This is a genomic window from Streptococcus parasanguinis CC87K (assembly GCF_000507765.1).
GTDB classification, from domain to species: domain Bacteria; phylum Bacillota; class Bacilli; order Lactobacillales; family Streptococcaceae; genus Streptococcus; species Streptococcus parasanguinis_J.
Genome location: NZ_KI669401.1, coordinates 80,216 through 93,089 on the forward strand (window position 1 = coordinate 80,216; position 12,874 = coordinate 93,089).

The window sequence follows — 12,874 nt, forward strand, 5'->3', positions numbered from 1 at the left end:
TGAGAAAAGAGTCTGAAACGGTATCATTTCAGACTCTCGGGAGATTTGAGACAGTAGGCTCAAATATTAGGTATGGAATCCCAAAGGGATTCGCTACCGTCCGTCCTCACCCAAGGAAGGTCTCAAATTATATTTTCCTATTCATCCGGCCGGTATTCTAGGATATCTCCTGGCTGGCAGTCGAGTTCTTTGCAGATGGCTTCAAGGGTGGTGAAGCGGATGGCTTTGGCCTTGCCGGTTTTGAGGATGGAGAGGTTGGCTGTGGTGATGCCGATTTTGTCGGCTAGCTCGTTGGATTTCATCTTTCGCTTGGCTAGCATGACATCTAGATTGACGATAATCATGGCAACCTCCTTAAATGGTTAGCTCATTTTCTTCAGCAATCTCAATACCTCTCTCTAAAATCTTGCCAGAGACCCAGACGATTGGAACGGCAAGGAGAAGCCCTGTGTTAAAGGTAAATTGGAAAGTGAAGGGAAGGAGATAAGCATTTCCACTGGTTTCAAGTGTGCCAGACATAAAGGACAAGACCAAGAGAATCTTCCAAGCTCGGTTGCAAAGATCAATGTTAGAGTGAGAAAAGATCTTTTCTTGGTAGAGATTTTGGAGGAAGCTGCGAATGGTGATGAGAAGGTAAATATAGATAGCGCTTGAGGCTAGTGGGAAGAGCAGCTGCCAGAGAGGTTGCGGATGTTTGGGGAAGAGTTGGATGCCATTCACATCAAAGGACAAGCGTCCAGTTTGAATGAGATCTTTAAACACTCCCATCCGTGAAAGCAGGTGGACGACCAGTGCAGCCACAGTCATAAAGCCACAGAAGTAAATGAAAGCCGTCAAGACTTCAATGACATTTTTTAAGGTTTTTGAGTTTTTCATCGCAAGCCTCCTTGAAGTTTATTTATTTTTCACTTATAGTATACTCTTTATAAAAAAATAGTCAATAAAAAAGTATCGAAAAACGATAAAAAAATAACGATAAACAAAATATTATTTTTGAGAAACAGGTATTCTCTGCTAAGACTAGTCAGTTTAAACCTGGAAAACCACTACATAGAGGGGAATTTTACTATACTTTCGATTTAGGGTATACTAGTGTAAAGATCTTATTCCATGGAGGTAGTAAAATGAATCTTAAGTGGAAGAAAAAATACCTGGGGCCGATTTTGGGGCTGGTCGGAGCAGTTGTTCTGATCGGAGGAGTTTATCTCTACTCTAGCTCCAACATCCAACCAGACCATCAAAAGGAATTTAACCAGACTAGCAAGAAGGTCACCAAGCCAAAGGAAAAAGCTATTGACCTGAGTGGTGACTATGTCTCTAATGAACGGGATGAAGCCAAAATCGAGAAAAAAGGCAAGGCCTGGAAGATCGATTACCAAACAGCTGACGGCAAGGTATCCGCTGAATTTAGCACGGATTGGAAGGTCGAAGGGTCTAATAAAGTTTCGACAGGCAAGATGAAAAAGTCCGATGGCAATACAGACTTTACAGTCACTGTTCGTGTCTTTAAATACAAGACAGATAAGAAGCCTTTGATCACGGTCACCATGTCTGACAAAAATCCCGACCACGAGATGGTCTTTGCCAATCGGGAGGATTTTTTCAAATCGACAGATCCAAATGATGTCGTCCTTGATGGCAATCTCTCACCGTTTGAAGGTGCTTATTCCAATGATACCTATGAAAAGGAAATCGCAGATTCCGGTTTTAAACTTTATGGCTATACTCCAGAAGAATATTACCAAAACAAGACCAATGCCTTTCCAAGTATTGTAAATGGGGAGACTGGCTGGACTTTCTGGAGTGGAGGCACTCGGGCAAGTTACTTGTTCAATAAAGAAAAAGAGCCCAAGAAGCGAAAAGGCTATTATGAAGTTTATTTCACAGGGGCAAATGCGACTGCGATCCAAGGGCAGGAACAAACCTTGTACTTGATCCCAGCGGGTGTGACAGGTCCTGACGGAGTAGCTTCCCAAGAACGTCGGATTCTCTTTGGTGACGTGGCCTACCGTGATTACCATCTAGAGTGGTGGAAAGCTTACCCACAACCGAAAAAAGAGAAAGACTTGGATATTGCGGCTATTAACGGAGGAGACTTCTCAAGCTTAGCTGGAACCTGGCGCAATGGCAAGGGGGCTGAAATCGTCATCCAAGCAGACGGAAAAGTCAAGGGCCAAGGCAGCCTCAAGGCTGTTGCAGATTCGGATAAGAAGAGCAAGATTCCTTATGTTGAGATGAAGATGGGGGAGACTGGTGCTGCGATTGGACTTCTGAAAATCGGTTTCCAAAATCCAGATGGAGACCAGTCTGATACCAGCAAGCCACGTCTAGTGGTCACTCAATCTGCAGGCAACTACCCGGCTGATCAATATTTCTACCGTCAATAAAAAAGGAGATTAAACCATGGGCTATCACATCAACTATAAGTGGGCGAGTCTTGGAACAGGCGTTATTGCCAATGAATTGGCGCAAGCCCTTGAAGCGCTTGGTGGGAAACTCTATTCCGTTGCCAATCGTACCTATGACAAGGGGGTAGCCTTCGCTGAAAAATACGGGATCGAAAAGGTTTATAAAGAGATTGATGAAGTCTTTGAAGACCCTGAAGTGGATATCATCTATATCTCAACGCCTCACAATACTCATATCCAGTATCTTCGTAAGGCCCTCGCAGCTGGCAAGCACGTGCTCTGCGAAAAGTCCATCACCCTCAACAGTGAGGAATTGGCAGAAGCGATAAAGCTTGCTGAAGAAAACCATGTCAAACTAGCAGAAGCCATGACCATTTTCCATATGCCTATTTATCGGAAACTCTCTGAAATTGTAGCAAGTGGCAAGCTGGGACCCCTTAAGGTTATCCAGATGAACTTCGGTTCCTATAAGGAATACGACATGACCAACCGCTTTTTCAATCGCAATCTGGCAGGTGGAGCTCTACTGGACATCGGTGTCTATGCCCTGTCTTTCGTACGTTGGTTTATGACGTCACAGCCGACAGAGATGGTTTCACAGGTCAAGCTGGCACCGACTGGTGTCGATGAGCAAGCGGGGATCCTTCTTACGAATCGTGAAGGGGAAATGGCAACGGTGACGCTGAGTCTTCACGCCAAACAACCGAAACGTGGGACGATCGCTTATGACAAGGGCTATATCGAACTCTACGAATACCCGCGTGGGCAAAAAGCGGTCATCACCTATACGGAAGATGGATCACAAGAAGTGATCGAAGCAGGAGAAACCGCTAAAGCCCTCCAGTATGAAGTCCTTGATATGGAAGCAGCAGTCGCAGGAAGGGAAAATCATCTCTACCTAAACTACAGCCGTGATGTCATGGACCTCATGACTCAACTCCGCAAAGACTGGGGCTTGGTTTACCCAGAAGAAGAATAGGAGTCGGAAAAGAGGCTGGGACAAAAGTCCTAGCCTCTCAATTATTTTTGGATTGTCGAGCAAGACGCAGTGGTTGAGTGGGCTCTACTACGCTTATTTCATCAGCTTTTACAGCCCTACTCAATTGTGCGGAGGTGGGACGATGAAATCGAATTCTAACGAATTACCGATTTCTGTCCCACTCTCTTTTTTTACTGCAAGGAAGGCTCGTGGAGTCTAGGCAACTGTTAGTCTCTAGCATTAAAAGGAAAAAAATGTAAAAAAGGCTTGACAAAGCAAATGATTAGCAGTATTATTAACTAGTTAATTAACTGATTAATAAACTAGTTAACGAAAATGAAAAAGAGGTGAAGGATGAATTGGAGAAGAATGAAGGTTCTGGGACTCTTGTTTCTCGGTTTCTTTCTGCTGACAGCTTGTGGAAGTCAAGGAAATGCGGGCAAGCCCCCTTCTAAAAAAGGTCTTAAAATTGTCACGAGTTTTTATCCTATCTATGCCCTGGTCAAGGAAATCTCTGGCGATCAAAATGACATCTGGATGGTTCAGTCAGGTGCAGGGATCCATGATTATGAACCCTCAACCAAGGAAGTAGCCCAGATCTATGATGCGGATGTATTTGTCTATCATTCTCAGACCCTGGAATCTTGGGCCGGTCGCTTAGATCCTAATCTTCAAGGTTCCAAGTTGCGAGTGATCGAAGGTAGCCAAGGAATGACCCTTGATAAGGTGGCTGGATTAGAGGATGTCGAGGCTGGTCAGGGAAAAGAAGCCAAGCACTTGTATGATCCGCATACTTGGTTGGATCCTGTAAAAATCGCAGAGGAAGGAAAGATCATCGCCCAACGTTTGGGAGAGATCGATCCAAAGAACAAGGAACTCTATCAGGCCAATGCTCAAAAGCTTGAAAAGCGCTGTGAGGAACTAGTAGCTCACTACCAGCCTCTCTTTGACAAGGCCAAGCAAAAGACTTTTGTGACCCAGCATACGGCCTTTTCTTATCTGGCCAAACGCTTTGGTCTCAAGCAGTTAGGGATTGCAGGGATTTCCCCAGAGCAAGAACCAACCGCTCGGCAATTGGCCGAGATCCAGCAGTTTGTCAAAGACTACAAGGTGAAAACGATCTTTGTGGAAAAGCACACGTCGTCAAAAGTGGCAGATAGCATTGCCAAGGCAACAGGGGCGCGTGTCAAGGTCCTGGATCCACTGGAAGCCGATCCACAAAACGATAAGGATCTATTAGAAAATTTAGAAGAAAATATGGCAACTTTGGCCAAGGAATTAGAGGAGTAAAACAAGAATGAAGAAAAAGGGAACGATTGGAATTGTAGCGACCTTGGGGCTAGGACTTTGTGCCTATGCGCTCAGTCAGCAACCACAAGTCAAGGAAGAGAGAAAGAATCAGATTCAGTATTTGCAAGCGGACAAGAAATCGTCATCGTCTGCCTCAAGTAAAAAGGAAGACAGCATCGAAGCGGTCAATGCCAAGGAAAAGACCCAGGCAGAGCAGATTGTCATCAAGATTACAGATGAAGGCTTTGTCACTTCTCATGGGGATCATTTTCATTACTACAGCGGCAAGGTCCCATTTGATGCCATCTTTAGTGAAGAGTTGATTTTGCGGGATCCAACTTATCAGCTGCAAGAAGCGGATATCGTGAGCAAGGTCAAGGATGGCTATATCATCAAACGCGCTGGGAAATACTATCTCTACTTAAAGGATGCCCAACATACAGTCAATGTGCGCTCGATCGAAGAGATCGCCCAACAACAAAAAGGAGGCACCAAAGAAGAAGGGGAAACGGGATCGGTGCAAGCGAGCTCCTCGCACAAGGCAGGCAAGACCCGTGACTTCCGTCAACCGAGTCAAGCGCTGAAAGAAGGAAAGACCCTTGAGATGCTGACGGCTAAGAACCATACAGGTGGTGGCTACCGTACGGACGATGGTTATATCTTTAGCCCTGGAGATGTCATTTCAGATACAGGGGACGGCTTTATTGTACCCCATGGCGGCCATTTCCATTATATTCCAAAGAGTGCCTTATCTGCTGGAGAGTTAGCAGCAGCCCTCTCTGTCTTAGGTGGTCAAGCTGGCCATCAGGCTGGAAACTCACGCCTAGCTGGAGCAAGTACAGAACAAGGGCAAGGAACTCCAGATCAGGCCTCTCCAAACCTTGGGAAGCAAGCGAGCAACCAGCCATCAGTCAGTCCAACTAATACACAGACGACACCAACGACTTCTAAACCGGCTACCTCTAAACCGAGTCCAAGCCTGAGCAATCTAATCGAAGAATTGCAGAAAGCCCCGTTGTCTTCTCGTCATGTGGAGTCTGATGGTTCTGTCTTTGATCCAAGCAAGATTACCAAGTGGACCGATCAAGGGATTGTCTACCCTCATGGGGATCATTTCCACTTTATCCCATACAGCTCTCTATCGCCTTTAGAGCGTGAGTTGGCGCGACAATTCCAATTGCTTCGTGCTCAAGGAACTAGTAGTCCAACCGAAACAAACCCAAGCTTGCCTTCAAATCCAAGCACAAAACCAGTTGAACATGAGCATGATCATGAGCATGGCGACAGTCACGAGCACGAAGAGGAGCACGATCATGGTTTCCACGCAGACAAGGTCATCAGCAAGGATGAGGAAGGCTATATGGTCGCTCATGGCAACCATGCCCACTATTTCTATAAAAAGGACCTCTCTCCTCAAGAGATTGCAGCAGCAGAGGCAACTCTGGCAGGTAAGAAAGAAGAGGACAAGGGGCAGCCACTGACAGATGATGTTGCGACCTATTCTCGTGATGCCTCAGATGAGGAAAAGATCCAGTACATCAGCAAGACCTATGGTGTCCCTCGTGAGGCCATTAAGATTTCCAATGGTTTCTTTGTCTTTAACAATCCAGACCAAGAATACGATCCGACCCACATCCATCCTTATGCTGTTCGTAAGGAACATGTCCGGATCCCACTTGAAACTGGCAATCCTGAACTAGACTTTATCAATGAACTCTATGCAACAGCGCTTCGTTCGGGGATTTCTCCTTATAGCCTCCAGATTGAAAATGGTCAGTTTGTCATCCCGCATGGCGATCACAACCACTACATCAAGGTGAGATCAGCGGGACTAGCAGACTACTTAGCACATCGCCTTCCTACCATCCAATCGCCTTACAAAAAAGGAGACTTGGATAAAAAAGCAGTAGAGGACAGGGTCAACCAACTTTTAGCAGAAAGCCGAACTCTTTACGCTTCTGATCCATTGCAGCAACGACGGATTGAGCTCATCTTGGGCCACTTCTTGGAAAACGTCAAGAGTTTCCCAAGCAACTCGACGGAAGGCTATCTAGCCAGTCTCAAACAGGTTGATGATCAGTATATTCATGCGACCCAAGCGGTCAAACCAAAAGAAGAGACAGCCCTAGATCGTCGTTACCAAGAATTGCTGGAACAAGTGCGCTTGCTAGATACAGAGGCCTTCCAATTGAAGAAGGAAGAGTTGGTCTCTCAACTGCAGGAAGCCTATACTGCCAAGGACAGCAAGCGTATAGAGCAGGAAGGGAAGCTATTAGAAGCTGTTCAGGAGATGCAAGATCGGACGGGTGTGACATCTGTCGACTACCTCAAGTATTTCTACCAAAGCTTGAGCGATGCGCGCTTGACACCAGAACTCCGCACCAAGGCGGCAGATCTAGCCTTGAAGCTCTACCGAGCTCAAGCCTTTGAAGAAGCTTGGGATTCCAAGTCTCACTTTATGGAGCTCTACCAAACTAAGCAAGCTATTGACCAGCTCTTCTCCCAAGAAAAAGGCCAAACCTATCCTATTGAAAAAACAGTTTTGGATCAAAAAGGAAGTCAAGCCCCATCTTACAACGTAGAGGTTTATGATTTCCTCAAAGGCTTGTATGGAGAGTTGGATAAGGCAACAGAAGCTCGTCAACAGAACAAGATTCTGACAGCTCTCTTAGAGCAAATCCAGTCGCTCTTGCCACAAGTCGAAGACCAAGGCAAACGAACTGCTTTTGAAGCAGGCTTGGCTCAACTTGGAAAAGAATCTGATCCAGACAAGGCTATTCCAAGTGGGGAAGCACTTCTACGCGAAATCAGTGATAGTATTGAAAAGCAAAAACAGAAGCAAACCGAAGAGCCTCAAATTGGGGATGTCGCTCTTTATCAACAGCTCTATAATCAATTGATGGCCCTACACCAACAATTGCAGGACAAGGGGGCTAGTGATGCGGTATTTGATCGCTTAGAAGCTCTCTTTGACCAATTGGCTAATCCAAAGAGTGATAAAGCAGCCTTACTACAGGCCATCCAAGCCTTCCAGGCAGAGTTGGCAGCTGCGCCATCTACAAGCGAAGCGGGCAAACCAGCTACCACGGTTGAAACACCTGTCGCTACAGAAACTCCGGTGGAAAAAGAAGCAGCAGCTTCAGAAGGAAGCAAGCCTGCCACAACTGAGACAGAAACAGAGCCTGCAAGCGCAGCTGTAACAGAAGAAAGCACGCCAGATGCTCCATCTCCTCAGAACCAATAGAAAATAGAAAAGCATCTGAAAGGAAATTTCAGATGCTTGAATTTGAAAAAATCTTCTTAAGACTTTCCTAAGGTGAGTACGGACGTCAGCGAACTTCATAGAAGTTCCATGACTTAGTTTTGAGCCTAAGGTCTCAAAACTCCCGAGTGCTTGAAATATTATTTCAAGCACTTTTCTCACGGCGGAAAGTCCAAAGTAGACATGGATAACTAATAACATATAATTTTTCTTTGCAGAATATCTTGTATTATTTTTGTAAAGAGTGGTTTATCAATGTCCTGTACGCTTGAAGTTATTTATTCAGATGCTTTTTGCGTGAAGAGGTCAGTAGTTGAGCATCACTCCTTGTGTTCTAAGAGCAGTGGTGAGGAAAGCTCGACTGCTTTTTTTCGCTTGAAAAATGCGGCCATTTGAACCAGGATACGGGGAACTGTTTGCCATTTTTTCCAAGCTTGTACCCGGGTGTCGATGAGTTGTTTAGCGAGACGTTCCAGCATTTCTCGCTCGGTTGGATCCAAATCCTGGGCATTTTGGAGGATTTCCTTGGCCTTAGCTAGCTGCTTGAGATCGGTTAGATCATTGATGGAAGTGATGCCGGCATCTAGAAAAATGCCAAAAAAGGTGTCAAAAAATTTCTTGCGCTCCTCTGCCGATGTTTCGCTAACCCATTGTTTCAAGGTCAGATCGGTCTGCTGGCTATCTGGACTGGTTTCAGAAACGGTCACAAAGCTGTAGTCCTTGATTTCCCAAGTAAAGGCGTCGTGCTGGGCAAAGCCACCAAAGGCGCGACTTTTGACAATGGTCGTCGGTTCTGGCACTTCCAACATCATGCCAACGATGGATCCCTGAGGGACAAATCGATGAATGTTTGGGGACGTGCGCTGGTAGCCTTCGGTTTCGATGATGGCCTTGTTGAGGCCAGGAGCATCGTAGCTGTAGATCGCGTCGACCCGCTCAAATAAGGAATCAGGTAGATAAGAGCAGGCATAGGTCGCAAGGTTGCCCCCTTTGGAGTGACCGGCTACTAAGAAGCGCCCTTTCGGAAATTCCTTCATGACATGTTGCAGGTAGGTGGCTGCGCGCTTCTGAGCTGGAACATGGTCCATATAGGTCATGTGGAAGTCTTCCTTCCAGCCGATCAAGGTGTCATCCGTTCCTCTGAAAACGACCAAATACGCATCCAGACTAAGCTGATAGGTCATGGCCGCAAACTGTTTTTGCACATCGGGATCGTATTCATCGACATAGTTGAGGAGTTTGATGTTCTTAAAGCGCTTTGAACTAGCCAACTCATCGACTAATTGCAGGTGCTGGTTACTCACGATGAAATCGGTAGTCCGGTCGATCAGTTCCATCGCATCAGACAGGCGCACTGGGATCCCTGTTGTATCTCCTTGAGGCACAATGTGTCCAAAGGGCAGATAGGTCAGCTCTGTCAATGCGAGAACATCCAGTTCATTGAAGGGACGGTCATAAATGGAATCGTAGGTCACTTCTTTTAGGTAATCAAAAATCGTCGACATCTGTGCCTCCCGTGTCTTATTTCTTTCAGTATAGCACAAAAATGGGACTAGAAAAAGCAACTCTTGTTATGAAGATTACGCTGGATCTTTTTCTCTGCTGCTTAATCTGTTATAATAGGAAGAAAAAAAGAAGGAAAGAAAGCCATGCATAAAATTCTCTTAGTAGAAGACGATGAAATTATCCGCCAACAAGTCAAACAATTATTGGAACAATGGGGCTATGAAGTGGTCGCAGTAGAGGACTTTATGGATGTCCTCGGGATCTTTGTCGAAAGTGACCCCCACTTGATCCTCATGGATATTGGCCTGCCTCTCTACAATGGTTACCACTGGTGCCAGGAGATTCGTAAGGTTTCAAAGGTTCCGATCATGTTTCTTTCTTCACGGGATCAAGCCATGGATATTGTCATGGCCATCAATATGGGTGGAGACGACTTTGTCACCAAGCCTTTTGACCAAAATGTCCTCCTTGCCAAGGTCCAAGGGCTCTTGCGCCGCTCTTACGAATTTGGGACAGATCAAAATCTGCTGGAGCACCGGGGTGCTATCCTCAATCTCAAGTCCACGGACTTGGTGTATGAAGGGGAAGTCATCAAGCTGACCAAGAATGAATTTCAGATCCTGCGCGTCCTGTTTGAGCATGCGGGCAGTATCGTGGCACGTGATGATATGATGAAGGAGCTCTGGAATAGCGACTTCTTTATTGATGACAATACCTTGTCTGTCAATGTGGCCCGCCTTCGCAAGAAACTAGAGGAGGCTGGCTTGTCAAACTTCATCGAAACCAAGAAAGGCATCGGTTACGGGTTGACCCATGAATAAATTTGGAACGATCTTCTGGCAATATGTGGTATCCCGCAGGCGCCTACTCTATCTATTGGTCATCTTTTTGATCGTCGATTTGGTCTTTGCCTTTCTCTTTCCAGAGACGGGGACGATTTTCCTCTATGCGACCCTGGTGTTAGGCTTTTTTGCCCTCTGTGTCTTGATCTGGGATTGTGCCATGACCTTTCAGGACTATCGCAAAGCAGCGCTATATGAGGAAATAGAAGTTGCCTCGCCACTAGAACATCTCCTTTATGAAAAATACACTGAAGAACAGCAGGCTCGCCTGGAGGAAGGCAAAACAGCCCAGGCCAAGTTCAATGACCTGATGGATTACTACACCCTCTGGGTTCACCAGATTAAGACGCCCATTGCAGCTAGCCAGCTCTTGGTGCAAGATGTCGAGACGCCCATTGTCAAGCAGCAGATGGAGCAGGAGCTCTTTAAGATTGACTCCTATGCCAATCTGGTTTTGCAGTACTTGCGACTGGAGAGTTTTCATGATGATCTGGTCTTAAAGCGCGTGTTGGTAGAAGATTTGGTCAAAGAAGTAGTCCGCAAGTACGCCCTCTTTTTTATCCAAAAGAACTTGACCGTGGATCTGCATGATTTGGAAGAGGAGGTCATCACCGATCGTAAGTGGCTCCTGGTCATTATCGAGCAGCTCTTGTCCAATAGCCTCAAGTACACCAGCACTGGTGGGATTGAAATCTATTTTAAAGACCAGGCTCTCTATATAAAAGATAGCGGGATTGGGATCAAAAATAGCGATGTTCTCCGTGTCTTTGAGCGGGGCTTCTCCGGCTACAATGGCCACCTGACCCAGCAATCTTCAGGGCTGGGGCTCTATCTATCTAAGAAAATCGCAGAGCAATTGGGCCACAGGATCACCCTCCATTCAGAGGTCGGACAAGGCACGACCGTTGCCATTCGCTTTGAAGAAAAGAAGTTGGTCATGGATTAAGAAAAAGGGATTATTATGGAAAATAAAAATGAAACATTAGAGATTACTAATAATGAATTAGAATATGACAATTTGATAGATCTAAAAAGTACTCTTCAAGTTGAGTTAAATGATATTTTAGATGAACTTTCTTCAATTGAGGAGGATAGAGAAAAACTACAAAATAACCAGTATCTTGAAGAAGCCATTCAAGACATCATTTGGGACCAAGTTCAAAATCAATTAGCAGTCCAAATTGGTGAAGAGTTTATTAAAGATAACAACGGACAAAAACTAGATTTACGAAAAGACGCACATATACAAACTACTGAAAATTTTGAAAAAGGGAAATTTGCATCACACAATAGAGAGTTTAATTATCAAGAAAGATATGACAAATGGCAAGATAATTTTACCACTAATAAAAAAGGTGAAAGAGTTTTAAAAAAAGAAGCCCGTCAATTTTTTGATAAGGGAAGAGATATGGGGTCTGCAGCTGTTCATAAAGATCATACGGTTTCCATTAAAGAACAATTAAATGATATCGAAATGGCTGCATTTTTTTCTAAAGAGCAAGTTAAAGAGTTTGCCAATAGCTCTAAAAATTTACATGATTTAGATGCCTCTGCAAATAAATCTAAGAATGATAAAACTATGACTGAGTTTTTAAACTCTGAAAGAAACGGGTTGAAGCCTGAAGAGCGTTTTAATATTGATAGAAAACAATTAGAAAAAGATGATAAAGAAGCTAGAGAAGAGCTAAAAAATAGAAAAGATGAGAATAAAAATATTGCCATACAGTCTGGCAAAAAATCACGACGTAAAGAGGCTTTGAAAGTGACAGGGAAAGCTTTAAAAGCTGCTGTTCTTCAATTGTTGACAGAATTTTTGAGAGAGATTGTTAAGAAGTTTATTTCTTGGTTGGGTGAAAGAGAGAAGAATTTCGGGAACTTCATTGCAAAAGTAAAGGAAGCAATTACAAACTTTATCACCAATCTTTCTCATCATGTCCTTGGTGTAGGGCAATCGATGGTTACGATGTTAGCTACCTCTATAATTGGTCCTGTAGTTGGAACATTTATGCAGGTCTGGACTTTTATTCAGCAAGGTTGGAGATCTCTTACCGATGCGATTGACTATTTAAAAAATCCAGAAAATAAAAATAAAAGTACAAGTGTAAAAATGCTTGAGATAGGAAAAATTATTGTTGCAGGAGTAACAGCTGCTGGAGCGATCGTTTTAAGTAGTGCAATTGGAGCAACTTTGTTATCTATTTTTCCTCCACTTGGTGTAGAAATCCCATTGCTAGGAAGTTTGTCTGGTCTGATCGGTACATTTATGGGGGCAACAGTAGCTGGTATAGCCGGTGCATTTGTCTTGAAATTAATTGATCAAATGATTGTCGACAAACAGATTGACGAATTAACAAATAAAAAAATCGATAAATATAATGATAAACTAATTGTACAAGACCAAATGAATGCGGTTGGAATGGCGCTTGTTCGAGTGGATAAAATGGAGTCTTTGAGCCAAATGGAAGATCGACATCACCAAGCAGCAGAAATAATGCGGGATGAGCTTTCTTTTTTACTTGAAGAAAAAGAAAAAAATGACAATGAATTTACAGAAATCGACGCCTTGTTGGCAGAGTTAACAGATTAG

Annotated in this window: 10 protein-coding genes; 7 read left to right on the forward strand and 3 right to left on the reverse strand. The window is 44.4% G+C overall.

What is annotated here, in order from left to right:
* Positions 1-137: 137 nt before the first annotated feature.
* On the reverse strand, positions 138-344 hold the full coding sequence (locus HMPREF1195_RS00425; RefSeq protein WP_003006064.1) for a helix-turn-helix domain-containing protein: 207 nt from the start codon (positions 342-344) through the stop codon (positions 138-140).
* Positions 345-354: 10 nt separating this feature from the next.
* Positions 355-876 (reverse strand): DUF2975 domain-containing protein, encoded by a 522-nt coding sequence (locus HMPREF1195_RS00430; protein WP_003006066.1) that lies wholly within the window; start codon positions 874-876, stop codon positions 355-357.
* A 248-nt stretch (positions 877-1,124) separates the two neighbouring features.
* Here HMPREF1195_RS00430 and HMPREF1195_RS00435 point away from each other — a divergent pair, with 248 nt between their 5' ends.
* From HMPREF1195_RS00435 to HMPREF1195_RS00450, 4 genes are all read left to right on the forward strand, one after another.
* Positions 1,125-2,387: a DUF6287 domain-containing protein gene (locus tag HMPREF1195_RS00435; protein WP_023917492.1), complete on the forward strand. Its 1,263-nt coding sequence runs from the start codon at positions 1,125-1,127 to the stop codon at positions 2,385-2,387.
* Positions 2,388-2,403: 16 nt separating this feature from the next.
* Positions 2,404-3,387 carry a Gfo/Idh/MocA family protein gene (locus HMPREF1195_RS00440; protein WP_023917493.1) on the forward strand — a complete coding sequence of 328 codons (984 nt, stop codon included), beginning with the start codon at positions 2,404-2,406 and terminating at the stop codon, positions 3,385-3,387.
* Positions 3,388-3,741: 354 nt separating this feature from the next.
* Positions 3,742-4,677, forward strand: coding sequence for a metal ABC transporter solute-binding protein, Zn/Mn family (locus HMPREF1195_RS00445; protein ID WP_023917495.1), 936 nt, complete (start codon positions 3,742-3,744; stop codon positions 4,675-4,677).
* A 7-nt stretch (positions 4,678-4,684) separates the two neighbouring features.
* Positions 4,685-7,921 carry a pneumococcal-type histidine triad protein gene (locus HMPREF1195_RS00450; RefSeq protein ID WP_023917497.1) on the forward strand — a complete coding sequence of 1,079 codons (3,237 nt, stop codon included), beginning with the start codon at positions 4,685-4,687 and terminating at the stop codon, positions 7,919-7,921.
* A gap of 338 nt (positions 7,922-8,259) precedes the next feature.
* Here the strand turns inward: HMPREF1195_RS00450 and HMPREF1195_RS00455 are convergent, their stop codons facing one another.
* Positions 8,260-9,444 carry a DUF2974 domain-containing protein gene (locus HMPREF1195_RS00455; protein ID WP_023917499.1) on the reverse strand — a complete coding sequence of 395 codons (1,185 nt, stop codon included), beginning with the start codon at positions 9,442-9,444 and terminating at the stop codon, positions 8,260-8,262.
* Positions 9,445-9,588: 144 nt separating this feature from the next.
* Between HMPREF1195_RS00455 and HMPREF1195_RS00460 the strand changes: the two genes are divergently transcribed.
* From HMPREF1195_RS00460 to HMPREF1195_RS00470, 3 genes are read left to right on the forward strand one after another with little or no spacing between them, the layout of a single operon-like run.
* Entirely contained in the window at positions 9,589-10,266 is a 678-nt protein-coding gene (locus HMPREF1195_RS00460) for a response regulator transcription factor (RefSeq protein ID WP_003006080.1), read from the forward strand.
* Positions 10,259-11,233 carry a sensor histidine kinase gene (locus HMPREF1195_RS00465; RefSeq protein WP_023917501.1) on the forward strand — a complete coding sequence of 325 codons (975 nt, stop codon included), beginning with the start codon at positions 10,259-10,261 and terminating at the stop codon, positions 11,231-11,233. The genes HMPREF1195_RS00460 and HMPREF1195_RS00465 overlap by 8 nt, the downstream gene beginning before the upstream one ends.
* Positions 11,234-11,248: 15 nt before the next feature.
* Positions 11,249-12,874: an AI-2E family transporter gene (locus tag HMPREF1195_RS00470; protein ID WP_023917503.1), complete on the forward strand. Its 1,626-nt coding sequence runs from the start codon at positions 11,249-11,251 to the stop codon at positions 12,872-12,874.

What these genes read in the sequence shown, in the direction of transcription:
- HMPREF1195_RS00450 (WP_023917497.1), top strand. Translation starts at nt 4,685, where the DNA reads ATGAAGAAAAAGGGAACGATTGGAATTGTAGCGACCTTGGGGCTAGGA.
- HMPREF1195_RS00470 (WP_023917503.1), top strand. Translation starts at nt 11,249, where the DNA reads ATGGAAAATAAAAATGAAACATTAGAGATTACTAATAATGAATTAGAA.
- HMPREF1195_RS00440 (WP_023917493.1), top strand. Translation starts at nt 2,404, where the DNA reads ATGGGCTATCACATCAACTATAAGTGGGCGAGTCTTGGAACAGGCGTT.
- HMPREF1195_RS00425 (WP_003006064.1), bottom strand. Translation starts at nt 344, where the DNA reads ATGATTATCGTCAATCTAGATGTCATGCTAGCCAAGCGAAAGATGAAA.
- HMPREF1195_RS00430 (WP_003006066.1), bottom strand. Translation starts at nt 876, where the DNA reads ATGAAAAACTCAAAAACCTTAAAAAATGTCATTGAAGTCTTGACGGCT.
- HMPREF1195_RS00445 (WP_023917495.1), top strand. Translation starts at nt 3,742, where the DNA reads ATGAATTGGAGAAGAATGAAGGTTCTGGGACTCTTGTTTCTCGGTTTC.
- HMPREF1195_RS00465 (WP_023917501.1), top strand. Translation starts at nt 10,259, where the DNA reads ATGAATAAATTTGGAACGATCTTCTGGCAATATGTGGTATCCCGCAGG.
- HMPREF1195_RS00435 (WP_023917492.1), top strand. Translation starts at nt 1,125, where the DNA reads ATGAATCTTAAGTGGAAGAAAAAATACCTGGGGCCGATTTTGGGGCTG.
- HMPREF1195_RS00460 (WP_003006080.1), top strand. Translation starts at nt 9,589, where the DNA reads ATGCATAAAATTCTCTTAGTAGAAGACGATGAAATTATCCGCCAACAA.
- HMPREF1195_RS00455 (WP_023917499.1), bottom strand. Translation starts at nt 9,444, where the DNA reads ATGTCGACGATTTTTGATTACCTAAAAGAAGTGACCTACGATTCCATT.